The sequence below is a fragment of the Kitasatospora sp. NEAU-CNBT7 genome (assembly GCF_057220535.1).
Genome location: NZ_JBXQQB010000041.1, coordinates 45,396 through 68,852, shown reverse-complemented (window position 1 = coordinate 68,852; position 23,457 = coordinate 45,396). Strand labels below are relative to the sequence as shown.

General features: G+C 75.5%; 20 protein-coding genes and 1 riboswitch. Of the genes, 11 read left to right on the top strand and 9 right to left on the bottom strand.

Translation table 11 applies throughout. From position 1 onward, the window contains the following. On the bottom strand, positions 1-1,010 hold a 1,010-nt coding region (locus AC2TEW_RS34235), incomplete at its 3' end, for a transglycosylase domain-containing protein (protein ID WP_484627166.1). 286 nt (positions 1,011-1,296) lie between these two features. Here AC2TEW_RS34235 and AC2TEW_RS34230 point away from each other — a divergent pair. Beyond that, positions 1,297-2,214: an SCO1860 family LAETG-anchored protein gene (locus tag AC2TEW_RS34230; protein WP_484627165.1), complete on the top strand. Its 918-nt coding sequence runs from the start codon at positions 1,297-1,299 to the stop codon at positions 2,212-2,214. A gap of 170 nt (positions 2,215-2,384) precedes the next feature. Beyond that, a complete protein-coding gene (glnII, locus tag AC2TEW_RS34225; RefSeq protein WP_484627164.1) occupies positions 2,385-3,407 on the top strand; it encodes a glutamine synthetase in 1,023 nt (340 codons plus the stop codon). An 89-nt stretch (positions 3,408-3,496) separates the two neighbouring features. Here the strand turns inward: glnII and AC2TEW_RS34220 are convergent, their stop codons facing one another. Beyond that, positions 3,497-4,744, bottom strand: coding sequence for an MFS transporter (locus AC2TEW_RS34220; protein ID WP_484627163.1), 1,248 nt, complete (start codon positions 4,742-4,744; stop codon positions 3,497-3,499). Between the two features lie 70 nt (positions 4,745-4,814). Between AC2TEW_RS34220 and AC2TEW_RS34215 the strand changes: the two genes are divergently transcribed. The 4 genes from AC2TEW_RS34215 to AC2TEW_RS34200 all read left to right on the top strand — a co-directional run bounded on the left by AC2TEW_RS34215 (position 4,815) and on the right by AC2TEW_RS34200 (position 8,421). Then, complete coding sequence (locus AC2TEW_RS34215) at positions 4,815-5,777, top strand: ArsR/SmtB family transcription factor (protein WP_484627162.1); 963 nt, start codon at positions 4,815-4,817, stop codon at positions 5,775-5,777. A 24-nt stretch (positions 5,778-5,801) separates the two neighbouring features. Further along, positions 5,802-6,935 carry a M48 family metallopeptidase gene (locus AC2TEW_RS34210; RefSeq protein ID WP_484627161.1) on the top strand — a complete coding sequence of 378 codons (1,134 nt, stop codon included), beginning with the start codon at positions 5,802-5,804 and terminating at the stop codon, positions 6,933-6,935. Positions 6,936-7,003: 68 nt separating this feature from the next. Beyond that, positions 7,004-7,591 (top strand): HAD domain-containing protein, encoded by a 588-nt coding sequence (locus AC2TEW_RS34205; RefSeq protein WP_484627160.1) that lies wholly within the window; start codon positions 7,004-7,006, stop codon positions 7,589-7,591. After that, positions 7,588-8,421, top strand: a complete 834-nt coding sequence (locus AC2TEW_RS34200; protein WP_484627159.1) for an MOSC domain-containing protein — start codon at positions 7,588-7,590, stop codon at positions 8,419-8,421. The genes AC2TEW_RS34205 and AC2TEW_RS34200 overlap by 4 nt, the downstream gene beginning before the upstream one ends. 67 nt (positions 8,422-8,488) lie before the next feature. Here the strand turns inward: AC2TEW_RS34200 and cobC are convergent, their stop codons facing one another. Beyond that, positions 8,489-9,907, bottom strand: a complete 1,419-nt coding sequence (cobC, locus tag AC2TEW_RS34195; protein ID WP_484627158.1) for an Rv2231c family histidinol phosphate aminotransferase CobC — start codon at positions 9,905-9,907, stop codon at positions 8,489-8,491. Between the two features lie 265 nt (positions 9,908-10,172). Here cobC and AC2TEW_RS34190 point away from each other — a divergent pair, with 265 nt between their 5' ends. The 4 genes from AC2TEW_RS34190 to AC2TEW_RS34175 all read left to right on the top strand — a co-directional run bounded on the left by AC2TEW_RS34190 (position 10,173) and on the right by AC2TEW_RS34175 (position 14,010). After that, positions 10,173-11,063, top strand: coding sequence for an alkaline phosphatase family protein (locus tag AC2TEW_RS34190; protein WP_484627157.1), 891 nt, complete (start codon positions 10,173-10,175; stop codon positions 11,061-11,063). A 5-nt stretch (positions 11,064-11,068) separates the two neighbouring features. Then, positions 11,069-12,493 carry an MFS transporter gene (locus tag AC2TEW_RS34185; RefSeq protein ID WP_484627156.1) on the top strand — a complete coding sequence of 475 codons (1,425 nt, stop codon included), beginning with the start codon at positions 11,069-11,071 and terminating at the stop codon, positions 12,491-12,493. Further along, positions 12,490-13,515 (top strand): TolB family protein, encoded by a 1,026-nt coding sequence (locus tag AC2TEW_RS34180; RefSeq protein ID WP_484627155.1) that lies wholly within the window; start codon positions 12,490-12,492, stop codon positions 13,513-13,515. Before AC2TEW_RS34185 ends, AC2TEW_RS34180 begins: the two co-directional genes overlap by 4 nt. Positions 13,516-13,752: 237 nt before the next feature. Next, on the top strand, positions 13,753-14,010 hold the full coding sequence (locus AC2TEW_RS34175; protein ID WP_484627154.1) for a hypothetical protein: 258 nt from the start codon (positions 13,753-13,755) through the stop codon (positions 14,008-14,010). Positions 14,011-14,051: 41 nt separating this feature from the next. On the opposite strand, the gene AC2TEW_RS34170 is transcribed toward AC2TEW_RS34175, so the two are convergent. Next, complete coding sequence (locus AC2TEW_RS34170; protein ID WP_484627153.1) at positions 14,052-14,522, bottom strand: OsmC family protein; 471 nt, start codon at positions 14,520-14,522, stop codon at positions 14,052-14,054. 88 nt (positions 14,523-14,610) lie between these two features. Here AC2TEW_RS34170 and AC2TEW_RS34165 point away from each other — a divergent pair, with 88 nt between their 5' ends. Next, entirely contained in the window at positions 14,611-15,984 is a 1,374-nt protein-coding gene (locus tag AC2TEW_RS34165; RefSeq protein ID WP_484627152.1) for a DUF4190 domain-containing protein, read from the top strand. 67 nt (positions 15,985-16,051) lie between these two features. On the opposite strand, the gene AC2TEW_RS34160 is transcribed toward AC2TEW_RS34165, so the two are convergent. The 5 genes from AC2TEW_RS34160 to AC2TEW_RS34140 all read right to left on the bottom strand — a co-directional run bounded on the left by AC2TEW_RS34160 (position 16,052) and on the right by AC2TEW_RS34140 (position 22,986). Then, the gene (locus AC2TEW_RS34160; protein ID WP_484627151.1) at positions 16,052-17,407 is read right to left on the bottom strand and encodes a cobyrinic acid a,c-diamide synthase CobB; all 1,356 of its coding nucleotides are present in this window, start codon (positions 17,405-17,407) and stop codon (positions 16,052-16,054) included. A gap of 4 nt (positions 17,408-17,411) precedes the next feature. Next, on the bottom strand, positions 17,412-18,017 hold the full coding sequence (gene cobO / locus AC2TEW_RS34155; protein ID WP_484627150.1) for a cob(I)yrinic acid a,c-diamide adenosyltransferase: 606 nt from the start codon (positions 18,015-18,017) through the stop codon (positions 17,412-17,414). Positions 18,018-18,021: 4 nt separating this feature from the next. Then, positions 18,022-20,106, bottom strand: coding sequence for a putative cobaltochelatase (locus tag AC2TEW_RS34150; RefSeq protein ID WP_484627149.1), 2,085 nt, complete (start codon positions 20,104-20,106; stop codon positions 18,022-18,024). Positions 20,107-20,187: 81 nt separating this feature from the next. Continuing rightward, complete coding sequence (locus AC2TEW_RS34145; RefSeq protein WP_484627148.1) at positions 20,188-21,714, bottom strand: cobyric acid synthase; 1,527 nt, start codon at positions 21,712-21,714, stop codon at positions 20,188-20,190. A gap of 303 nt (positions 21,715-22,017) precedes the next feature. Further along, the gene (locus tag AC2TEW_RS34140; protein ID WP_484627147.1) at positions 22,018-22,986 is read right to left on the bottom strand and encodes a cobalamin biosynthesis protein; all 969 of its coding nucleotides are present in this window, start codon (positions 22,984-22,986) and stop codon (positions 22,018-22,020) included. Between the two features lie 68 nt (positions 22,987-23,054). Next, positions 23,055-23,198: riboswitch (cobalamin riboswitch) on the bottom strand. Positions 23,199-23,457: the final 259 nt, after the last annotated feature.

Here is a 23,457-nt window from a genome sequence, read left to right as displayed (position 1 = left end):
ATCTGCAGGCCGCCGCGGGCCCACCGGGCCTGGCGTTCGGCGGCGGTGGCGCCGAACGCCGGGTCGGTGGTGAGCAGCTTGTGGACGTAGTCGCAGAAGAAGCCCTCGCCCTGGGCGGCCGTGATGCAGCCCTGCCGGGGCCGGCTGACGGCGAGGGTGACCGGCTCGGCGATGGCGGCGTCGGCCTGGGCGCGGGTGATGCTGCCGTACTCGGCCATCTTGTCGAGCACCGTGTCGCGGCGGGCCTTGGCCGCCTTGGGGTTGACCACCGGGTCGTAGCCGGTGGGGGACTGCACCAGGCCGGCCAGCAGGGCGGCCTGGGCGAGGGTGAGGTCACTGGCGTGGACGCTGAAGTAGCGCTCGGAGGCCGCCTCGATGCCGTACGCCTGCTCGCCGAAGAAGGTGATGTTCAGGTAGTCGGTGAGGATCTCGTCCTTGCTGAGGGTCTCCTCCAGCTTGATCGCGTACTTCATCTCCTTGACCTTGCGGCCGAGGGTCTGCGCCTGGGCGGCCTGGACGGCCTGCGGGTCGTCGCCGGCCTGGTCGACGAAGACGTTCTTGACGTACTGCTGGGTCAGGGTGGAGGCGCCCTGGGAGATCTCGCCGCTGGCGGCGTTGCGGTTGATCGCCCGCAGCACGCCCTTCAGGTCGACCGCGCCGTGCTGGTAGAAGCGGTTGTCCTCGATGTCCACCAGCGCTGCCTTGAGCAGGGGGGAGATCCGCTCGCTCGGCACCACCGTGCGGTCCCGCTGGTAGACCGTCGCGATCACCTGGCCGCTCGCGTCGTAGACGGTGGACGCCTGGGAGAGCGGGGGCGTGGTGAAGTCGTCCGGCAGGTCGTCGAAGTCGGAGACGGCCTCCTTCGCGGCCAGTCCGACGCTGCCGACGGCGGGCAGCGCCAGGCCGGCGAGCAGGACGCCCGCGACGGTGCTGACGGCGACCAGCCGGGCGGCCAGCGAGGCGGCGTAGGCGGTGCGGCGTATCGAGGAGCGGGATCGTGGCGAGGGCATGGATCCGAGCGTAGACAGAGGAGATGAGACAACGGGCCGGTCGGGGCCGGTGGTTCGTCACAGGACCGCCACAGAATGGGGAGCCGCCCGTTCCGGAAGCTCTTGACGGGCAGTCTCACTCGAATGAGTGAAATGACGTTCTGTGTTACTCATGTGACTGATCGTTCGATGAGACTGGCGGCAGTCGAGAGCACAAGCCCCTCCCCCCTGGCCGCTGCGGTGTCAGCCCCCACGGGGTGAGCCAGGAGCGCGCTCTGCCACATCCGCCACCCGTGGGGGTACCGCCATGTCCTCAGTCCTGCGCACGGCCGCCGCGGCCGGCCTCGCCGCGTCCGCCCTGGCCCTCGCCCTGCCGCTGCCGACGGCGTCCGCGGCGCCGGGCCCCGGCAGCCCCGGCCGCGCCACCGCCGTGACCGCCGAACTCGCCCTGGACGTCCGCCTGCTCGACCAGGTCGACGTACCGGTCGACGTCTCGCTGAACCGGGTGCAGAGCCCCGCCCAGCAGGACGGCTCGGTGCTCACCGCCAAGGTCGACGGCGTCGACCGGGGCCGCCCGGTCACCCTGCTCAAGGCGGACCTCGGCAAGTCCGTCACCAGCGCGGACGAGCACGGCGCGGCCGCCTCCGTCCGGCTGGTCGACGCCGACCTGCACGCCCCCGGCCTGCCCGGCACCGCGCTGATCGGCCTGGAGGCGCTCAGCGCGGAGGTGACCTGTCCGGTCGACGGCCCGCCCGCCGCCAAGGTGGTCGCCCCGGCCAAGGTCACGGTGCTCGGCAAGTCGGTCACGGCGGGCCTGAACGGGCCGAGCCACGTCGAGGTGCCGGGCGTCGGGGTGGTCGACATCCAGTTCTCCCGGAAGACCACCACCTCCTCCACCGCCGCGGCCTCGGCGCTGGAGGCCACCGTCGACGTCAACCCGCTGAACCTGAACGTCGCCCGGGTGAGCGGCCGGATCACCATCGCCTCGGTCAGCTGCGAGAAGCCGGTCCCGGCGCCCGCCTCGTCCGCCGCACCCGTCCCGTCCGCCTCACCCGCCACCACCGCGGCCCGGCCGGTACCGGCCCAGGACCGCTCCGAGTCGCTCGCCTCCACCGGCAGCAGCGGCACCCTCCCGGTGCTCGCGGGCGGCGCAACCCTGCTGGTCACGGGGGCGGCCGCACTCTGGATGACCCGCCGCCGCCGGGCCCACGCCCGCCGCCACTGAGCCCCGCCGTCCACGGACGCGTCCGCATCGCGGGACTGGCACTCTCCTACCGTGAGCGTGCCGCTGCGGACCGTTGGTTCACATGGGCGTTACATAGGAGGAACAACCGGGAAACGGCGGCTTGCGACGCTACGCGGGCACCCACCACCCAAGCAGTGAGGTTCACCGCAATGGCAATCAAGGCCGAGTACATCTGGATCGACGGCACGCAGCCGACCGCCAAGCTCCGTTCCAAGACTCGCATCCTGGCCAACGCGGACAAGCTGCCGACCTGGGGCTTCGACGGCTCCTCGACCAACCAGGCCGAGGGCCACGCCTCGGACCGGGTGCTCGAGCCGGTCGCCTCCTTCCCGGACCCGATCCGCGGCGGTGACAACATCCTGGTGCTGTGCGAGGTCAACGAGACCGACGGCACCCCGCACGTCTCCAACACCCGCGCCCTGCTGCGCCCGATCGCCGAGCAGTTCGCCGCCCAGGAGTCGATCTTCGGCATCGAGCAGGAGTACACCTTCTTCAAGGGCTCGCGCCCGCTCGGCTTCCCCGAGGGCGGCTTCCCGGCCCCGCAGGGCGGCTACTACTGCGGCGTCGGCGCCGAGGAGGTCTTCGGCCGCGAGATCGTCGAGCTGCACCTCGACCGCTGCATCGAGGCCGGCCTGGCCATCTGCGGCATCAACGCCGAGGTCATGCCCGGCCAGTGGGAGTTCCAGATCGGCCCGGTCGACGCGCTGACCGTCTCCGACCACCTGTGGGTCGCCCGCTACCTGCTCTACCGCACCGCCGAGGAGTTCGGCATCGACGCCACCCTGGACGCCAAGCCCGTGCGCGGCGACTGGAACGGCGCCGGCGCCCACACCAACTTCTCCACCAAGGCCATGCGTGAGGGCTACGACGCCATCATCACCGCCTGCGAGTCGCTCGGCGCCTCCCAGGAGAAGGTCCTGGAGCACGTCAAGCAGTACGGCTTCGGCATCGAGTCCCGCCTGACCGGCCTGCACGAGACCGCCCCGTGGAACGTCTACTCCTACGGCGTCTCCGACCGCGGTGCCTCGGTCCGCATCCCGTGGCAGGTCGAGGTCGAGCAGAAGGGCTACATCGAGGACCGCCGCCCGAACGCCAACGTCGACCCGTACGTGGTGACCCGCCTGCTGGTCAACACCTGCTGCTCCGCCCTGGAGAAGGCCGGCCAGGTCTGATCCGAGGCCCCGGCGCCCGACGCGCCCGCCGGTCCCCTCCCACCCTCGTGGGGGAGGGACCGGCGGGCGCGTGGCCGTGTGCCCCGCCGTCAGCCGGTGCGTCCGCGCACCGGACCGGCCAGCCGCAGGCCGAGCAGTGCCCCGGTGACGCCGGTCAGCGCCGCGCCCCACCACAGCACCGCCGGGCCCAGGCCCGCGTACACCGCGGCCCCGCCGCCGAGCGCGGCGAACCGGGCCAGCCCGCGGGACCAGCTGAGCGCCCCCTGGAAGCGGCCCTGCGCGCCCGCCGGGGCGAGGTCCGCCGCGATCGAGGTGACGATGCCGCCGACGCACACCTCGGCCGCACTCCACACCACCACGGTCAGCGCGAACTCCCAGGTGCTGTCCGCCAGTCCGGTCAGGCCGACGCCCACCGCCGCCAGCACCGAGGCGGCCGACCACACCCGCAGCCGGTCGAAGCGCGCCAGCCAGACCGCGGCGAACGGCTGCAGGGTGACCACCAGCAGCGCGTTCACCACCGCCGCCAGCCCGAAGGTGGCGGCCGGCAGCCCGTGGTCCCGGATCGCCAGCGGCAGGGTGAACTCGGTCTGCGCGTAGACCGCCTCCGCCACCGCGCTCAGCGAGATCAGCAGCAGCATCGGCCGGTCCCGCAGCACCACCCGGTAGCCGCCGTCGCCCGAGCGGCTCCGCAGCGGGCCGGCCGCCCCGCGCGGCAGCCGGGCGGCGACCAGCGCCGCGAACCCCAGGCAGGTCAGCGCGTCCAGCGCGAACAGCAGGCCGTAGCCGTGCACCACCAGGAAGCCGCCGAGCGCGCCCGCCACGGCCGTACCCACGTTGATCGCCCAGTGCAGCAGCCCGTAGGCGACCTGGCGGCGGGCCGGTGCCACCGCGCCGGCGATCACCGCGCCGGCCGCCGGCGGGTACACCGAGTTCGCCGCGCCGAGCAGCGCCGCCGCCGCGGTGAGCGTGGTCAGGCCCGGGGCGGCGAACAGCAGCCCTTGGCCGGCCGCCGTGGCCAGCAGCCCGGAGAGCAGCGTCGGCCGGGTGCCGAAGCGGTCGGACAGCAGCCCGCCCAGCACCGGCCCGACCAGCCCGCCGGCCCCGAGGGCCGCCAGCACCCACGGGATGCGGTCGGTGGGGACGCCGCGCGAGCCGAGGAAGAACACCAGGAACGGGAGCACCAGGTTCCCGACCCGGTTCATCGCGGTACCGCCGATCACCACCCAGAACGGCCCGTCGAAGCCGCCGAAGCGTCCGGCGAGCAGGGTGCGGACCCGACGGGCGGCGGGTGGTGCTGCCGGGGCGGGAGGGGGAGAATGCAGGGTCGGCGAGGTCATGGGGGAATCCTGCGCCCGTGCTCCGCGTCGCTGCCATTCATTCGGTCAGGGCTGAATCCTGGGGGTACGCGTGCTCGAACTGGCCTTCTCCGCCCGGGACCTGGCCCGCACCAGACTGGCCGTCTCACCGCTCTGGGAGGTGGTCACCAGCCTCCGGGCGCTGCGGTCGGAGCGGATCCGCCCGCTGCACCTGCGGTGGGCGGCCCGGACCCGGCCGCAACTGCCCGACCTGGCCCTGCTGACCGCGCTGGTCCCCGCGCACGGCTACATCCCGGACTTCCTCAACCCGCCGCCGGCCTCCGCCACGCCGTCCTTCGAGGCCGAACTCGCCGCGCTGGCCCGGACCGGCTCCGTACGGATCCGGGCCGACCTCGGCCGGCTGACCCGCTGGACGCCGGAGGTCGAGGCCTTCGCCGCCGACCCGGCCGCCGGGCTGATCCGGCTCGCCGACGAGCTGACCCGCTACTGGGAGCTCGCCCTGGCGCCGTACTGGCCGCGGCTGCGGGCCGTCCTGGAGGCCGATGTGCTGCACCAGTCGCGGCGGTTCGCGGCCGAGGGCGCGGCCGCGGTGCTGCGCGAACTCAACCCGCACGTGGAGTGGGGCGAGGAGGTGCTCACCATCCCGAAGTCGCTCTGCGGCACCTCCGGCAGTCTGGCCGGGCGGGGGCTGCTGCTGGTGCCGTCCGCGTTCGTCGGCCCGTCCGTGCTGATCGTCAACTCCCCGCCCGAGCCGGTGCAGATGTGCTACCCGACCCGCGGCGTCGGCACGCTCTGGGAACAGGCCCCCGCCCAGGTGCCGGACGCCGTCGCCGCGGTGCTCGGCAGGTCCCGCGCCCTGCTGCTGACCGAACTCGCCGAACCCGCCTCCACCACCGAACTGGCCCGCCGCACCGGCCTGTCCGCCGCCGGGGTCTCCCAGCACCTGACCGTGCTGCGGGCGGCCGGCATCGTCACCTCGCACCGGGCCGGCCGCTCGGTGCTCTACCGGCGGACGGCGGTCGCCGACACCCTGCTGGCCGCCGCGGCCGGCTGACCCGGCCTTCTCTAGGGTGGCCCCATGGACGACTTCACGCCCGAACAGGTGGCCAGGGGCCGCGCCCTGCGGCGGGCCCAGGTGCCGTGGCTGCTCGGCGGGCGGCTGGCCGGGCTGCTGCTCTCCCTGGTGCTCGGGCTGACCGCGGCCGGGGCCGGCCTGGTGACCGCGGCCGGCGGCCTGTTCGGCGGCTCGCGGACCGCCGAGGTGCTGGCCGGCGCCGCCGTGCTGGTGCTGCTCGGGCAGCTGGTCGCGCTGCCCGCCGCCGCCCGGGTCCGGACGGTGCGCGCCCGCTTCGGGCTGGTCACCCAGGGCTGGGGCGGCTGGGCGGTGGACCGGCTGCGCGGCCTCGGCCTGGCCCTGCTGCTCGGACTCCCGCTCGCCTACGGGCTGTACGCGCTGACCGACCGGTCGCCGGACCGCTGGTGGGTGCCGGCCGCCGGGGCGGCGGCGCTGCTCACGGTGGCGCTGTCGTTCCTGCACCCGCTGGTGTTCGAGCCGCTGTTCAACCGGTTCACCCCGATGCCGCCCGGCCCGCTGCGCGACGCCCTGCTGGGCCTCGCCGAGCAGGACGGCGTCCGGGTCCGCGAGGTGCTGGTGGCCGACGCCTCCCGCCGTACCACCGCGCTCAACGCCTACGTCTCCGGGTTCGGCGCCACCCGGCGGATCGTCGCGTACGACACGCTGCTGACGGCCGCCGAACCGCGGGAGGTGGAGCTGGTGGTCGCCCACGAGCTCGGCCACGTCAAGCACCGCGACGTGGCCACCGGCACCGTGCTCGGTGCGCTGGGCGCTGCGCTGGCGGTGGTGGTGATCGGCCTGCTGACCGGGTGGCGGCCGCTGCTCGACGCGGCCGGGGCGAGCGGCCCGGCCGATCCGCGGTCGCTGCCGCTGATGGCCGCCGTCGCGGCGCTGACCGGTGCCCTGAGCGGTCCGGCGCAGTGCGCGGTGAGCCGCCGCATCGAGGCCAGGGCCGACCTGCACGCGCTCGAACTGACCGCGGACCCGGAGCAGTTCATCGCGATGCAGCGCCGGCTGGCGGTCACCAACAGCTCCGACGTCGACCCGCCCCGGCTGCTGGAACTGCTCTTCGCCACCCACCCCGCCGCGGTCCGGCGGATCGCCGCGGCCCGGACCTGGCAGCGGGCGCGGGCCTGAAACCCGTTGGCGCGGCCGCCGGGTGTGCCGGAGAATCCGGGCACAGCCACGAGGGGGTCGGTACCGCCATGCCATCCGCACCGCAGCCCGGGCCCGGCCCGCGGCCGCTGCTGCTGCTCGACGTCGACGGGCCGCTGAACCCGTACACGGCGAAGCCGCACCGCCGCCCCGCGGGCTACCTCACCCACCGGGTCAGGCCCGCCTCCTGGATCGCCCGGCAGACCGACCGTGCACCCGGGTCCGCCAAGCCGCTGCGGGTGTGGCTGCACCCGGAGCACGGCCCGGCGCTGCTGGCGCTGCCGTACGACCTGGTCTGGGCGACCACCTGGAAGGGCGAGGCCGGCGAGCACCTCGCGCCGCTCCTCGGCCTGCCCGAACTCCCGTACATCGACTGGCCGTCCATGCACCACGGCGACCCGGACGACCTGCACTGGAAGACCCGCCACCTGGTCGCCTGGGCGGCGGGCCGGCCGTTCGCCTGGGTGGACGACGAGCTGACCCCGCGGGACACCGCGTGGATCGCCGCCCACCACCCCGCCCCGGCGCTGACCCTGCTCGTCGACCACCGGACCGGGCTGCGGCCGGCCGACTTCGCGCTGCTCGCCGACTGGGCGGGCACCCTCGCCGGGGCCGGCGCCCCCGGGGCCGACGGGTGAGCCCGGGCACCGTCCGGTCCCTGCACCGCTACCCGGTCAAGTCGATGCTGGGCGAGGAGATCCCCGAGGGCCTGGTCACCGAGCGCGGCCTGGCCGGGGACCGGACGCTCGCCCTGCTGGACGCCGCCACCGGCCGGATCGCCAGCGCCAAGCAGCCGCGGCTGTGGCAGCGGCTGCTGGCCCACGCGGCCGTGCACACCGGTACGGGGGTACGGATCCACGGCCCCGACGGTCAGGTCCTGGACGGGGACGACCCGAAGACCGGCCGCGTGCTGTCGGAGCGGCTGGGCCGCCCGGTGGCGCTGATCGGCCACCGTCCGCCGGGCGCCGTCCTGGAGCGGGCCGTGCCCGAGGAGGTGCTGCGGCTCGGCGCCGACGCCGAGGTGGACCACACCGTCCACGCGTTCGCCTCCGCCGCGCCGCCCGGTACCTTCTTCGACCACGCCCCGCTGCACCTGCTGACCACCGCGACGCTGGACGGGATCGCCCGGCTCGCCCCGCGCGGCACCGTCGAGGCCGCCCGCTACCGGCCCAACCTGGTGATCGACACCGGCCCCGCCGAGGGCTTCCTGGAGAACTCCTGGGTCGGCCGGTGCCTGCGGATCGGCCCGCGGCTGCGGGTCCGGGTGCTGCTGGCGACCCCGCGCTGCGCGGTGCCCACCCTCGCGCACGGCGCCCTGCCGCGCGACCCCGACGCCCTGCGGGTCCCCGCCCGGCACAACCGGATCGAGCCGCTGGCCGGGCTCGGCCCGCTGCCGTGCGCCGGGGTGTACGCCGAGGTGCTGCGGCCGGGGCCGGTCGGCCGGGGGGACGCGGTCAGGTTCGACTGACCCGGCCCGCGGCCTGCCGGGTCGGTGCCCGTCCGGCCCGCGGCCCGTCCGGTCGGTGCCCGTCCGGTCAGGGCCCGGCCACGGCGCGGGTCAGGGCCGCCAGGAACCGGTCGGTGGTGGCCGGGTCGCGGACCGCGATCCGCAGCCAGTCGGGCCCGAGCCCGGGGAAGGTGTCGCCGCGGCGGACGGCGAACCCGTCGGCCCGCAGCCGTTCCCGGACGGCGGCCGCGCCGTCCAGCTCGACCAGGACGAACGAGGCGGCCGGCGCGCCGTGCACCCGGACCCCCGGCATCGACGCCAGGCCGCGCAGCAGGTGGTCGCGGTGGGCGGCGGTGGTGACCGCGGCCCGGTCCGCCTCGGCCAGCGCGGCGGGTGCGCTGCAGATCTCGGCGGCGGCCAGCGCGGGCGAGGAGACCGGCCACAGCGGCTGGGCGGCGGCGAGTTCGGCGATCAGCCCGGCCGGGCCGAGCACGTAGCCGATCCGCAGCCCCGCCAGGCCCCAGGTCTTGGTGAGGCTGCGCAGGACCACCACCTGCCCGGGCAGTTCGCGCACCGCCGCCAGCGACTCCCGCTCGCCCGGGTCGGTGTCCATGAAGGCCTCGTCGACCACCAGGGTCCGCCCGGGCCCGGCCAGCGCGGTCAGCGCGGCGGCCGGGTGCAGCACGGAGGTGGGGTTGGTCGGGTTGCCGACCACCACCAGGTCGGCCTGCTCGGGGACGGCGCCGGGCCGCAGCCGGAAGCCGTCCGCGGCGGTGAGCAGCGCCCGGTGCACGGTGTGCCCGGCGTCCCGCAGGGCGGCCTCGGGCTCGGTGAACTGCGGGTGCACCACGACGGCGTGACGCGGCGCCAGGACCCGGGCCAGCAGCACGAAGGCCTCGGCGGCGCCGGCGGTCAGCAGGACCTCCTCGACCGGCCGGCCGTGCCGGGCGGCCACGGCGGCGCGCGCGGCCCGCTGGTCGGGGTAGGCGGCGAGGGCGCCGAGGGTGCCGGCGAGGTGCTCGCGCAGCCACCTCGGCGGGGTGCCGGTACGGACGTTGACGGCCAGGTCGACCAGCCCGGGGGTGCGGACCTCGGCGTCGCCGTGGTGCCGCAGGTCGGGTTCGGCCGGCCCGCCGGGCGCGGCGAGGGCGGCTGTGGCCAGCGCCGATCTGCGCTTGGTGACCAGCAGGGTGCCGCCGGAGCCGAGCAGCGCCGCGGCCTCCGCGACGCCCGGGGTGCCGACGGCGGCCAGCGCGGCGGCGGACGGGTGCGGTACCGGCACCCGGGCCAGCTCCTCGGCGGGGTGGCCGGTCAGCGGCACGCCGAGTTCGGCGGCGGCGGCGGCGAGGCCGGGCTCGGCGGTGCGCGCGTCGAGGGTGGCGAGCCGGACGATCTCGTGCCGGGCGCGGCCGGCCTCGGCGAGCACCGAGTCGACCAGGGCGAGCACCTCCGCGGAGCTGACGCCGCGGCGGGCGCCGAGGCCGACGGTCAGTGAGGGTCCCTCCACCGGGTCCGCCCTTCTCGAAAACGCCTGGTCATCGGCGTCGAAATCCCACCACGGGGGTGACGGGCGGGTCAATCGGCGGGCCTGTGAGTTTCGCCGCGCCCCGGGGGTGGCCGGCTGGCCGGATCTGCCCCGTGCACGACAAGTGGGTGGGGAGCGTTCGCCTGTTCTTCATGTCCGGGGCGCGGCCGAGTCCACCGGCTCCCCCCTAGGGTTGCGGCGCTCCAAATCCGCTCGCACGCCCGTCACTTCTGTCCGGAGGACAGTCATGACCGCCGACCAGGCGCCCAAGCGCAACCGCCGCTCCCTCACCGCGCTGGCCGGGGCCGTCGCCCTCGCCGCCACCTCCGCCGGCCTGTGGGCCGCCACCGGCTCGACCGCGCAGGCCGCGGCCCTGCCCGCCCCCGACCACGTGGTCGTCGTGGTGATGGAGAACCACGCCTACACCCAGGTGATCGGCAGCTCCAGCGCCCCCTACCTGAACAACACCCTGAAGGCCGGCGGCGCCAGCCTCACCCAGTCCTACGGCCTCACCCACCCCAGTGAGCCCAACTACTACATGCTGTTCTCGGGCTCCAACCAGGGCCGCACCGACGACGGCTGCGTCGGCGTCGGCTCGATCTCGGCGCCCAACCTGGCCTCCGAGCTGATCGCCGCGGGCAAGACCTGGGCCAGCTACAACGAGACCCTGCCCAGCCAGGGCTCGACCGTCTGCAGCAGCGGCAAGTACGCGCAGAAGCACAACCCGTGGTTCGGCTTCTCCAACGTGCCGACCAACACCGCCAAGACCATGACGCAGTTCCCCACCGACTACACCACGCTGCCCAAGGTGTCCTTCGTGGTGCCGAACCTGTGCAGCGACATGCACGACTGCTCGGTCTCCACCGGCGACACCTGGATCAAGAACAACCTGGGCGCGTACGCCACCTGGGCCCAGACCCACAACAGCATCCTGGTCGTCACCTTCGACGAGGACAACAAGCTGTCCGGCAACCGCATCCCGACCGTCCTGTACGGCCAGCACGTCACCCCGGGCAGCTCCAGCAGCACCACCTACAACCACTACAACGTGCTGCGCACCCTGGAGGACCTGGCCGGCCTGTCCGCGCACGCGGGCAACGCCGCCTCCGCCTCCGACCTCACCGGCATCTGGAACTGACACCCGTGTACCTCGCGGACTCGCGCAGCGCCAAGCCGGCCCACGCCCCGGGCAGCAGCCCGGGGCGTGGGCCCCGGCCGCCCGGCCCGCCGCCGGGCCGCCGGACGCCCGCCGTGCCCGGCACGGTGGTCGCCCTCGGTGCGGTCAGCCTGATCACCGACATCTCCTCGGAGATGGTCACCGCCGTGCTGCCGCTGTACGTGGTGGCGACGCTCGGCCTGTCCCCGCTCGGCTTCGGCCTGCTGGACGGCATCAACAACGGTGTCGGAGCGGTCGTCCGCCTGGCCGGCGGGCACCTCGCCGACCGCGGCGGCCGCCGCCACAAGATGGTGGCCGCCGCCGGCTACGGGCTGTCCGCGCTCTGCAAACCCCTGCTGCTGCTCGCCCACAGCCTGCCGCTGATCGGCGCGGTGCTGGCCGTCGACCGCACCGGCAAGGGCCTGCGGACCGCCCCCCGGGACGCGATGATCTCGCTGGCCACCCGGCCCGAGCACCGCGGCCGCGCCTTCGGCGTGCACCGTGCCATGGACACCACCGGCGCCCTGATCGGCCCGCTCGCCGCCTTCGCGGTGCTGCGGTTCGCGGGCGGCCCGATGTCCGCCGAGAGCGGTGAACGCAGCGGCTACGGCGCGGTGTTCGCGGTCAGCGGCTGCGTCGCGGCGCTCGGCGTGCTGGTCCTGGTGCTGTTCGTGCCGCCGCGGATCGCCCGTCCGGTCGGCGACGGCGCCGAGGACCCGGCCCAGCGCCCGGACCCGGGCCCGCAGCCGCCCCCCACCCTGCGCGACTCGCTCGCCCTGCTGCGCCGCCCGCAGCTGCGCCGGCTCACCGTGTGCGCGGTCCTGCTGGGCCTGACCACCGTCAGCGACTCCTTCCTGTACCTGCTGCTCCAGCGCGAACTGCACCTGTCCACCGCGCTGTTCCCGCTGCTGCCGCTCGGGACCGCCGCGACCTTCCTGCTGCTGGCGGTGCCGCTGGGGGCGCTGGCCGACCGGATCGGCCGCCGCCGGCTGTTCCTGGCCGGGCACGGCGTCCTGCTGCTCGGCTACGCGCTGATCCTCTCGCCCGTGCGCGGGGCGCCGCTGCTGCCCGTGGTCCTGCTGCTGCACGGCACCTTCTACGCGGCCACCGACGGGGTGCTCGCCGCCGCCACCGCCAACGCGGTACCCGACGGCCGGCAGGGCGCCGGGCAGGCCCTGGTGGGCACCGGGCAGGCGCTCGCCCGGTTCGCCTGCTCGCTGGCGTTCGGCGCCGCCTGGAGCCTGTGGGGCGGGCGGACCGCGCTGGCGGTCACCGCCGCCGCGCTGGCCGTCGCCGCGGTCGCCGCGACGGCCGTCCTGCGCACCACCGACGACCCGCCGGGCGAGGACCGCCCGACCGATGAGCGTCCGACCGACGGCCGCCCGACCGACGACCTGGAGCAGCCCGGATGACCCGTACCACCCGTCTGGTGATCCTGCTGGTCGCCGTCCTGCTGCTGGGCGCGACCGGGACCGGGGCCGTGCTGTACGCCGCCGACCGTTCCGACCGGCGCGGCCAGGAGCAGGCCGGTGGCCCGCCGGTGCACACCGGCACCGTCGCGCTGCGGCCCGCGGCGGGCGGCCGGCAGCTGCTGGTCCGCAACCTCGCCTGGGGTCCGCACCGCGACGAGCTCGCCACGGTGCCGGCGGACCGGCCGGACGGGCCGCGCACCGTCTCGGGCGTCAAGTGCCTGCGCTTCCACGCTGCCGCGGGCACCGGGATCTGCCTGCAGGCCGAGCACGGCGCGCTGGAGGACACCTACCGGGCCGTGGTCCTCGATGCCGACCTGCACGAGCTGCGGCACTTCCCGGCGGCCGGCATCCCCACCCGGGCCCGGGTCTCGCCCTCCGGCCACCTGGCCGCCTGGACGGTCTTCGTCAGCGGCGACTCGTACGCGGGCACCGACTTCTCCACCCGCACCGCGATCGTGGACACCCGCAGCTGGGCGCTGGAGGACAACCTGGAGACCTTCGCCGTGGTCAAGGACGGCAAGCCCTACCGGGCCAGTGACGTCAACATCTGGGGCGTCACCTTCGCCGACGACGACCGCTTCTACGCCACCCTGGCCACCGGCGGCCAGACCTACCTGGTCCAGGGCGACCTCGCCGCCCGTACCCTCACCACCCTGCACCAGAACGTCGAGTGCCCCTCGCTGTCGCCCGACGGCACCCGCGTCGCCTACAAGAAGCGGGTCGCGGGCGCCTCGCCGGACGCCCCCTGGCGGCTGTACGTGCTCGACCTCGCCACCATGACCGAGACCGCCACCGCCGAGCAGCGCAACATCGACGACCAGGCCCTGTGGGCGGACGGCCGCACCCTGGTCTACGCCCTCCCCGGCGACTACGGCTCCGACCTGTGGACGGTCCCCGCCGACGGCACCGGCGCGGCCGTCCGGCTGATGACCTCGGCCGTCGCCCCGGCGTACCTCGGCTGAGCGGGCCGGGCCGCCGCCGGGCCCGTCCCGGCCGGGATGCCGCGGGCCGCGGCCGGTGCAAGGCTGGAAGCGTGCACGTGCGGGGAGCCGTGCCGACGCTCCCGGCGCCGTGCGCCGAACCATCCTCGGGGAAACGGCCGTCACCGGGCCGCGGGCTGCGGCTCCCGTGCCATGCCGGGGTGCGGGGCGAGTGCCGGGACGGCCGCCACCATCCGGCGTGCAGTGGAGGCGGACACCATGACCGGGACCAAGGTGCTGAGCGCCTGCGACACCCTGAAGCGGCTGGCCAAGGAGGGCAGGCGGGAGATCGCCGCCGAGGAGCGCCAGTTGGACGGACTGCGCGACGAACTCGCCGTCCTGGAAGGCTCACCGGGGACCACCCCGGCCCAGCTCGCCCTGCTCCGGCAGCGGATCGCCGAACTGGAGTCCCGGCTGGAGACGGACCGGATCCAGCAGGGCGCCCTGGAGGAGGAGATCCAGGCTTCCTGCGGGTGACCCCCTGCCGGGCGGTCAGGGGGTCCGCCCGGCCCACGCGGTCAGGGGCGGACCGTGACCACCGGTTCGTGCCGGACCGGGAAGTTGACCGAGTTGGCGATGAAGCAGGCCCGGTGGGCGTCGTCGTGCAGGGCGAGCGCCCGTTCCGCCATCCCCGCCTCGGCCACCTCGATCCGGGGCCGCAGCACCGCGCCGGTGTAGTGCCCGCCCTCGGCGGTCTCGGCCATCGTGCCCTCGGCCCGGTCCAGGTACGAGGTGACCACCACGCCGCCGGCCGAGCACAGGTGCAGGTACCAGAGCATGTGGCACTGCGAGAGCGAGGCGAGCAGCAGCTGTTCGGGGTTCCACCGGGCCGGGTCGCCGCGGAACGCCGGGTCCGAGCTGCCGGGGATGGACGGTGGTCCGTCTGCGGAGACCTCGTGTGACCGCTGGTAGGCGCGGTAGCCGCTGGTCCCGGTACCGAGGTCGCCGGTCCAGGTCACCGTGGTGGTGTAGGTGTGCAGTCGGCTCACCGGAGCCCCCGTCCGATCGGGCGGGGGCTCGACGGGCGCCCCGCGACGCGGCCATTGAAGCACCTGTCCGCACCGCCGCCCCAATGCGGTGGTTCTGTGGACGACCCGTCCGCTATATTCGCGCAGCCGTCGAACACGTCTGCTCGGCGGCCGTCCTGCGCCTGAAGGGGAATGCGCCATTCCGTCCGACCAGAACCAGCCGAGCGGGGCCGACGCCACCGAGGCGCCCGGCGACCCGCTCCTCAAGGCGTTCGCGCCGCCGACGGACGCCCCGGCCGAACCCCAGCCGCCGGGCGGGCAGCCGACGGACCAGCAGCCGGCGGACCCCTACGGACCCCACCCGTACGGACCGTACCCCCAGGGTCCGTACGCCCAGGGTCCGTACGCCCAGCAGTACCCCGGCTATCCCGCGTGGGGCGGCTGGACCGGGCCGCCGCCGCTCACCGGGTGGAACGGCTTCGCCATCACCTCGCTGGTGCTCGGCATCGTGGGATTCGGCTGCCTGCTGTGGGTGGGGGCGATCGCGTTCGGCATCGCCGCGCTGAAGGCGCCGCGCCGTCAGCAGCGCGGCCGGGGCATGGCCGTGGCGGGCATCGTGCTGGGCAGCCTGTGGGGCGTGGTGGTCGCGCTGCTGGTGGTCATCGGGGTGGTCTACGGGAACGACGGCGCCGACCGCGACGAGGACGGCCGGATCAACGGCTCCGGCACCGTGCAGGTGGTCGACCTGCGGCCCGGCGACTGCTACCTGCGGCCGGACCGCCTGGACCAGGCCACCGAGGTGACCGCGGTGCCGTGCTCGACCGCCCACTACGGCGAGGTGTTCGGCGTCTCCGAACTGCCCGGCGGCAGCTACCCGGGCGAGACCGAGATCGAGGACCGGGCGGAGAAGCTCTGCGACGAGCAGCGCGGCCGGTACACGATGGACACCCTCGCCGTCCCGTCCTCCGCCGACGTGTACTACTACTACCCGCGCAAGACGTCCTGGGACTGGGCCGACGACCACGCGGTGACCTGCGTCTACACCTTCCCGAAGGGGAACCGCACCGGTTCGCTGCGCCGCGACCCGACCAACCTGACCGCGGACCAGATCGCCTACCTGAAGGCCGTGGCCCCGTTCAACGCCGCCACCGACGGCGGCCCGGACGAGGAGGAGGTGGCCGACGACCCGGCCGCCTACCGGGCCTGGGCCGGCCGGCTGGCCGACGCGGCCGACACCGAGGCGGCCGCGCTCGAGGCGGGCCACTGGGCTCCCGCCGCCAAGCAGCCGGTGGCCGATCTGGCCGCCGGGATCCGGCGGGAGAGCACCCACCTGCGGGCCGCGGCGAACTCCTCCGACCCGGACGTCATCGAACGCGAGCTGGACGCCGCCGACGTCCCCGGCGTCTCGCGCGCCGCGATGGCCGTCCGCACCGCGCTCGACCTGGCCACCGTCCAGGGCGGCGCGGACACCCGCACGGTCTGACCGCACGACGGCGCCCGGCCGCCTGCCCCCTCGGGGAGCGGAGCGGCCGGGCGCCGTCGTTCCCGGCTCAGCCGCCCGCGGCCACCCGCACCAGCCGCTCGGCCAGTTGCGGTGCGCCCGCCCAGTGCAGATGCAGGTACGAGGCGTGCACCGAGCCGTGCACGAAGCCCTCGGTGCGCGGGCCGGCCGGGGTGCGCCAGCCCCAGGCGGGCTGCTCGCCGGCGCCCGGTTCGCAGACCGTGCGGTGGAACTCGTGGCCCCGCACCCGGGTGCCGGCGGCGGCGAGCGGACTGTCACCGAGGGCGACGGCCTCCCGGTAGCCGAGGGTCAGCCGTTCGGTCATCCGGGCGCTGGTGTCCAGCAGGCCGCACATCGGCCTGCCGTCCAACTCCCGTCCCAGGTACAGGAGTCCGGCGCACTCGGCGACCACCGGCCCGCCCGTGGCGGCGAACGCGGCGATGGCCGAGCGCAGCGGCGCGTTCTCGCTCAGCCCGCCGACGTACAGCTCGGGGAACCCGCCGCCGATCACCAACCCGGCCGTCTCCGCCGGCAGTTCGCCGTCGTGCAGCGGGTCGAGAGCGACCACCTCGGCGCCGGCCGCGGTCAGCAGCTCGGAGTTCTCCGCGTACGAGAACGAGAACGCGGCGCCGCCCGCGACCGCGATCCGCGGCCGGCCCGGAACGGCCGCGACCTCCTGCGCCGGGTCCCAGGGCACGTCGGACAGCGGGGGCGCGGTCCGGGCCAGCGCCAGGACGGCGTCCAGGTCGACCGAGCGGCCGATCAGCTCACCCATGTCGGCCACCGCCCGCAGGGCCTCGGCCGAGCGTTCCACCGCCGGGATCAGCCCCAGGTGCCGGGACGGCGTGGCGACCGTAGCCGCCCGCCGCACCGAGCCGAGCACCGGAACGCCCGACCCCTCCTCCAGCGCCTCGCGCAGCAGCTGTTCGTGCCGGTCGGAGGCGACCCGGTTGAGGATCACCCCCGCCAGCCGGACCTCCGGGTCCCAGGAGGCGAAGCCGTGCACCAGCGCCGCCACCGACCGGGACTGCGAGGAGGCGTCCACCACCAGCACCACCGGCGCCCGCAGCAGTTTGGCGACGTGCGCGGTGGAGGCCAGTTCGCCCTGCCCGGCGGCGCCGTCGAACAGCCCCATCACGCCCTCGACCACCGCGACGTCCGCCCCGGCCGCACCGTGCAGGAACAGCGGCGCGATCCGCTGCGGTCCGCACATGTACGCGTCCAGGTTGCGTCCCGGGCGCCCGGCGGCCAGCGCGTGGTAGCCCGGGTCGATGTAGTCCGGGCCGACCTTGTGCGGGGAGACGGCCAGGCCCCTGGCGCGCAGCGCGGCCATCAGCCCGGTGGCGACGGTGGTCTTGCCCGCGCCCGAGGAGGGCGCGGCGACGACGAGACGGGGGATGTTCAACGGCCTACCACTCGATCCCGCGCTGGCCCTTGCGGCCGGCGTCCATGGGGTGCTTGACCTTGGTCATCTCGGTGACCAGGTCGGCGAGGTCGGTCAGCGGCTGCTTGGCGTACCGGCCGGTGATCACCACGTGCTGGCTGCCCGGACGGTCCTTCAGCACGGCCACCACCTCGTCCACGTCGACCCAGCCCCAGTGCATCGGGTAGGTGAACTCGTCCAGCACGTAGAACCGGTAGGTCTCGGCGGCGAGGTCGCGCTTGACCTGCTCCCAGCCCTCCTTGGCGGCCTCCTCGCTGGACTGCTCCATCTCGGCCGACCGCTGGACCCAGGACCAGCCCTCGCCCATCTTGTGCCAGTCCACCGTGCCGCCCTGGCCGGAGGCGCCGAGCACGCGCAGCGCGTTCTCCTCGCCGACCTTCCACTTGGCGGACTTCACGAACTGGAACACCCCGATCGGCCAGCCCTGGTTCCAGGCCCGCAGGGCCATGCCGAAGGCGGCGGTGGACTTGCCCTTGCCGGGGCCGGTGTGCACGGCGGTGATCGGCAGGGTGCGGCGCTGGCGGGTGGTCAGGCCGTCGTCGGGAACGGTCTCGGGCTTTCCCTGGGGCATCGGGTCACGCGGCCTTTCGGTCGTGGTGGTCGGCGGAGCGGTGGGCCTGGACCAGGGCGGCGACGCCCTCGGCCCGCAGTTCGTCCAAGGTGACGGCGGTGCCGCCCAGCTGGGCGGCCAGGGTGTGCGCCAGACCGAGCCGGACCGGGCCCGACTCGCAGTCCAGCACCACCGCGGCCGCGCCCTGGGCGGCCAGCAGGCCGGCGGCCCGGCCGGCCAGCGCCAGCGCGTCCCGGCCGCCGGTGGCCCGGCCGTCGGTGACCACCACCAACAGCGGGCGGCGCTGCGGGTCGCGCATCCGCTCCACCCGCAGCACCTCGTGGGCGCGCAGCAGCCCGGCGGCGAGCGGGGTGCGGCCGCCGGTCGGCAGCTGCTCCAGCCGGGCCGCGCCGACCTCCACCGAGGAGGTCGGCGGCAGCACCAGCTCGGCGGCCGCGCCACGGAAGGTGATCATGCCGATCTTGTCCCGCCGCTGGTAGGCGTCCATCAGCAGGGAGAGCACGGCGCCCTTGACGGCGGTCATCCGCTGCCGGGCCGCCATCGACCCGGAGGCGTCCACCACGAACAGCACCAGGTTGGACTCCCGGCCGCGGCGCACCTGCTCCCGGAAGTCGTCCTTGTGCAGCACCAGCGCCCGGGACGCCCGGCCGCGCGCCGCCTGGTGCGGCGCGGCGGCCTGCAGGGTCGCGGCCAGGTGCAGCCGGCTGAGCCGGCCCTGCGGGCGGCGGGCCCGGATGGTGTGCCCGCTGTCGGTCTCGGCGGGGGAGCGGCGCCCCTGGGCACCCCGGCCGGTCCCCGGCACCTTGAACAGCCTGGTCCGGTAGGGCTCGCCGGCGGCCACCGGGGTGGACTCCCGGCCGCCGCCCGCGGGCGCCTGCGGGGGCGGCACCGGGCCGGCCGGCTCGTCCGCGGGCCCGGAGGCGGCGCTGCCGTCCTGCGGCGGGCCGGCGGGCTCGGGCAGCCCGCCGCCGTCCGGACCGCCGCCGTCGGGGCCGTCACCGTCACCGTCGCCGTCCGGGCCGCCGTCCGGCGCCGGGCCCTGCGGGTCCTCGGGCTGTTCCGGCTCCTCGGGCTGTTCGGCGTGGTCCGCCAGGGTGCGGTCCAGCTGCTCCTCGTCCAGCCCGGGCGCGTCGAACGGGTTGCGCCGGCGCCGGTGCGGCAGGGCCAGCTGCGCGGCCTTGCGGACGTCCTCCTCCCGGACCTCGGTCCGGCCGTCCCAGGCGGCCAGCGCGACGGCGGTGCGCGCCATCACGATGTCCGCCCGCAGGCCGTCCACCTCGAAGGCGGCGCAGACCGCGGTGATCTGACGCAGCGCCGCATCGCCCAGCTCCACCTCGGGCAGCAGCGCGCGGGCGGCGGAGATCCGTCCGGCCAGCTCCCGCTCCTCGTCCGCGAACCGGACGGCGAAGGCCGCCGGATCGGCGTCGTACGCGAGCCGCCGCCGCACCACCTCGGCCCGCTCGGCCGCGTCCCGGGTGGCGGCGATCTCCACCGTCAGGCCGAACCGGTCGAGCAGCTGCGGACGCAGCTCGCCCTCCTCCGGGTTCATCGTCCCGACCAGCAGGAACCGTGCGGCGTGCCGGACCGACACGCCCTCCCGCTCGACGTACGAACGGCCCATCGCGGCGGCGTCCAGCAGCAGGTCCACCAGGTGGTCCTGGAGCAGGTTCACCTCGTCGATGTACAGCACCCCGCGGTGCGCCTTGGCCAGCAGCCCGGGCTCGTACGCCTTGACGCCCTCGGCCAGCGCCCGCTCCAGGTCCAGCGAACCGACGATCCGGTCCTCCGAGACGCCGACCGGCAGCTCCACCAGGTGCGCCGGGCGCAGCGCGGTGCCCGGCAGGCCGTGCGGCGCGTCCGGGCACTGCGGGTCCACGGCCGCCGGGTCGCAGGCGAACCGGCAGCCGTCCACGGTCGCGATCGACGGCAGCAGTCCGGCCAGCGCCCGCACCATCGTCGACTTGGCGGTGCCCTTCTCGCCGCGCACCAGCACCCCGCCGACCGCCGGGGAGACGGCGTTGAGCAGCAGCCCGAGCCGCAGGTCGGCCATGCCGACGATCGCGGTGAACGGGTATCGGACGTCACTCATCTCTCGTGCCACTCTCCAGACTTGTCACGGTGCCGCGGTTCAGGGTGCAGAGGTTCAGGGGGAAGCGGTCGACGGCGCGGTTCACGGCGCCCCGGGCGGGACGAACGGCAGGCTGCCCGCGGCGGGCACCCCGTTCTCGATCAGCTTCCACAGCGCGTCGGTGTCGGCATGCTCCTCGATCAGGTCCCCCAGCCGGTCCAGCCGCTCCTCGCGGGCGGCGGCGAACGAGGTGCCAGGCGCGGGAACGAAGGCCCGCCCCGCCAGCGCCGCCACCTCGCGCAGCAGCGCGCGCCGGAACCCGTCGTTCTCCAGCACCCCGTGCCAGGTGGTGCCCCAGACCGGGCCCACCCGGCAGCCGTCCAGCGCCCGCCCGTGCCCGTCGGTGACGAACGCCTCGCCGCCCTCCACCTCGGCCACCCCGTGGTGGATCTCGTACCCCTCGACCGGTTCCCCGAACGCCACGCCGACCGGCCGGGCCAGCACCTTCTCGGCGCCGAACACCACCCGGGCGGGCAGCAGCCCGAGCGCGGCGACCGTACCGGCCCCGGACTCCACCTCGTCGGTGATCTCCCGGGTCAGCATCTGGAACCCGCCGCACACCCCGAGCACCGGCAGCCCGGCCGCGACCCGCGCCCGGACCGGGGCCTCCAGTCCGCGCTCGCGCAGCCACGCCAGGTCGGCGACGGTCGACCGGGTACCGGGCAGCACCACCAGATCGGCGTCGGCCAGCTCCTCCGGCCGGGTCGCCCAGCGCACCAGCACCCCAGGCTCCTGGGCCAGCGCATCCAGGTCGGTGAAGTTCGACAGCCGCGGGAAGCGCAGCACGGCGACCCGCAGCACATCCGCGCCGACCGGCCCGCTCGCCGCGCCCTGCGCCACCACGGTGGTCAGGTCCAGCGAGTCCTCGGCGTCCAGCCACAGCCCGGACAGCATCGGCAGCGTGCCCAGCACCGGACGGCCGGTCAGCTCGCGCAGCATCGCCAGCCCGGGCTCCAGCAGCCGGGCGTCGCCGCGGAACTTGTTGACGAACCAGCCCGCCACGTGCCGCTGGTCCTCGGCGGACAGCAGCGCCAGCGTCCCGTACATCGCCGCGAACACCCCGCCGCGGTCGATGTCCCCGACCACCACGGTCGGCAGCCCGGCGGCGGTGGCCAGGCCCATGTTGGCGATGTCCCGGTCGCGCAGATTGATCTCGGCGGGCGACCCGGCGCCCTCGCACACCACCACCTCGTACCGGCTGCGCAGATCCGCCAGGCACGCCAGCGCCCGTTCCAGCAGGACGGGCTTGCGGTCGCGGTAGTCCAGGGCGCCGACCTCGGCGACGGCCCGGCCGAGCAGCACGACCTGGCTACGGCCGTTGGCCCCGGGCTTGAGCAGCACGGGGTTCATCGCCGCCTCCGGCTCCACCCGGGCGGCGGCCGCCTGCATCGCCTGGGCCCGGCCGATCTCGGCACCGTCGGCGGTCACGAACGAGTTCAGCGACATGTTCTGCGCCTTGAACGGAGCCACCCGCACCCCCTGCCGGGCCAGCCACCGGCAGATTCCCGCCGTCACCACACTCTTCCCGGCATCCGACGTCGTCCCGGCCACCAGCAGCGCCTCAGCCACGCCCACACCACTCCTCGGTCGACATCGGATCCCCGACCCGCCCACCGGCGGTACGGGGGTGCGCCTCTTCGGGGGCGCGGGGAACTGCGCGCTGCGGGAGGTGCGGCGCGGTGCTCTGTGTCCTCGTGTCCTGGAGGTGCGCGTTTTCGGGGGCGCGGGGAACTGCGCGCTGCGGGAGGTGCGGCGCGGTGCCTTCCGGATTCGCGCAGTTCCCCGCGCCCCTGGGGGTTGCCCCGTTCCGTGTAGTGGCGCCCCTGGGGGTTGGCCGGTTCGCCCGGTTCCGTGCGGTGGTGCCTGCGGGGGTCATCGGGTGTCCCGGGGGTGGCGGCGGGTCAGGGTCCAGGCGGTGCGGGCGAGGACGGTGGTGGCCAGGGCGAGGGCGCCGACGCGGCGGGAGAGGAGGCAGGCCCGTTCGATGTCGTCGGCCGCCACCGGCCGGAGCTCCGCACCGAGCACCGGCCGGTGCTCGACCCGCGTCCCGTAGTGCAGCGTGCCCCCGAGCCGTACGCCGAGGGCGCCCGCGAACGCCGACTCGGCCTGGCCCGCGTTGGGGCTGGGGTGGGCGGAGCCGTCCCGTCGCCAGACCTGCCAGGCGGTCCGCGGGTGCGGCGCCGCGGCGACGGTCAGCAGCGCGGTCAGCCGGGCGCCGGGCCAGCCGGCCACGTCGTCCAGCCGGGCGGAGGCCCAGCCGAAGCGCCGGTGGCGGGCCGAGCGGTGCCCGACCATGGCGTCGAGGGTGTTGACGGCCCGGAAGGCGAGCAGCCCGGGCGTCCCGGCGAGGGCGCCCCAGGTGAGGGCGTTGACCACCGCGTCGGCGGTGTTCTCGGCCACCGATTCGACCACCGCGCGGGCGAGTTGCTGCTCGTCCAGGGCGCTGGGGTCGCGGCCGCACAGGTGCGGCAGCCGTTCCCGGGCCGCCGTCAGGTCGCCGGCCCGGAGGGAGGCGGCGATGGTGCGGGCCTCGCGGGTGAGGGAGGTGCCGCCGAGGACGGTCCAGGTGGCGGCGGCGGCCAGCGCGGTGCGGCCGGCGGCCGAACGCCCCAGCGTGCGTTCGGTGAGGACCGCGCCGGCCGCGACGGTGCCCACGCAGGCGGCGGTGTACGCGGCGCCGACGGCCCGGTGGTCGCGCCAGACGGCCCGTTCCAGCCGGCCGGCGGCCGAGCCGAACAGGGCGACCGGGTGCCCGCGCCGGGGGTCGCCGTACCGGGCGTCGGCCAGGTAGCCGGCGACGACGCCCAGCAGCCAGGGCAGGGCGGGGGTCAGTCGGCGCACGGCGCGGTGGGCGTGGCCCGGTCCTGGGCAGCCTGCATGGCTAGGTGTCCTCACTCAGGGTCCGCGCCCTGGATCGACGAACGGTGGTGAGAGTCTCCTGGCTCCCGGCCGGGCGACCGCCCGCCGCTGCGGGGGCGCCGACCGGTGACAGTGGCGGGACCGCGCCGGACTCGCACCGGCTTCCTCTGCTTGCCTCCGTATGGCGCAAGGATCCCATCACGGGCTTCGTCCGGGAGTCAACAAGACCGCCGGAGGGCTTGATCACACGTCATCACCCCAGCTCACCGGGCCCGTGACCGGGGCCCGCGGCCGGGCCGCGGCACCCAGCCCGGGTCGGCGACCGCCGGCGACCGGGGTGCCGGCCGGCCCGCGTTCCCGGGCATCCCGTACGGAGCGGGCCCCCGCGGCGTCAGCCGTCTCTACCTCCGAGTAGCCGGGCGCCTGCGGGGCGGGCGGTTGTCGATTCGACCA

Excerpts from the sequence above, each read along its gene's own strand:
- AC2TEW_RS34230 (WP_484627165.1), top strand. The coding sequence starts at position 1,297 with ATGTCCTCAGTCCTGCGCACGGCCGCCGCGGCCGGCCTCGCCGCGTCC.
- glnII (WP_484627164.1), top strand. The coding sequence starts at position 2,385 with ATGGCAATCAAGGCCGAGTACATCTGGATCGACGGCACGCAGCCGACC.
- AC2TEW_RS34220 (WP_484627163.1), bottom strand. The coding sequence starts at position 4,744 with ATGACCTCGCCGACCCTGCATTCTCCCCCTCCCGCCCCGGCAGCACCA.
- AC2TEW_RS34210 (WP_484627161.1), top strand. The coding sequence starts at position 5,802 with ATGGACGACTTCACGCCCGAACAGGTGGCCAGGGGCCGCGCCCTGCGG.
- AC2TEW_RS34205 (WP_484627160.1), top strand. The coding sequence starts at position 7,004 with ATGCCATCCGCACCGCAGCCCGGGCCCGGCCCGCGGCCGCTGCTGCTG.
- AC2TEW_RS34190 (WP_484627157.1), top strand. The coding sequence starts at position 10,173 with ATGACCGCCGACCAGGCGCCCAAGCGCAACCGCCGCTCCCTCACCGCG.
- AC2TEW_RS34180 (WP_484627155.1), top strand. The coding sequence starts at position 12,490 with ATGACCCGTACCACCCGTCTGGTGATCCTGCTGGTCGCCGTCCTGCTG.
- AC2TEW_RS34175 (WP_484627154.1), top strand. The coding sequence starts at position 13,753 with ATGACCGGGACCAAGGTGCTGAGCGCCTGCGACACCCTGAAGCGGCTG.
- cobO (WP_484627150.1), bottom strand. The coding sequence starts at position 18,017 with ATGCCCCAGGGAAAGCCCGAGACCGTTCCCGACGACGGCCTGACCACC.
- AC2TEW_RS34150 (WP_484627149.1), bottom strand. The coding sequence starts at position 20,106 with ATGAGTGACGTCCGATACCCGTTCACCGCGATCGTCGGCATGGCCGAC.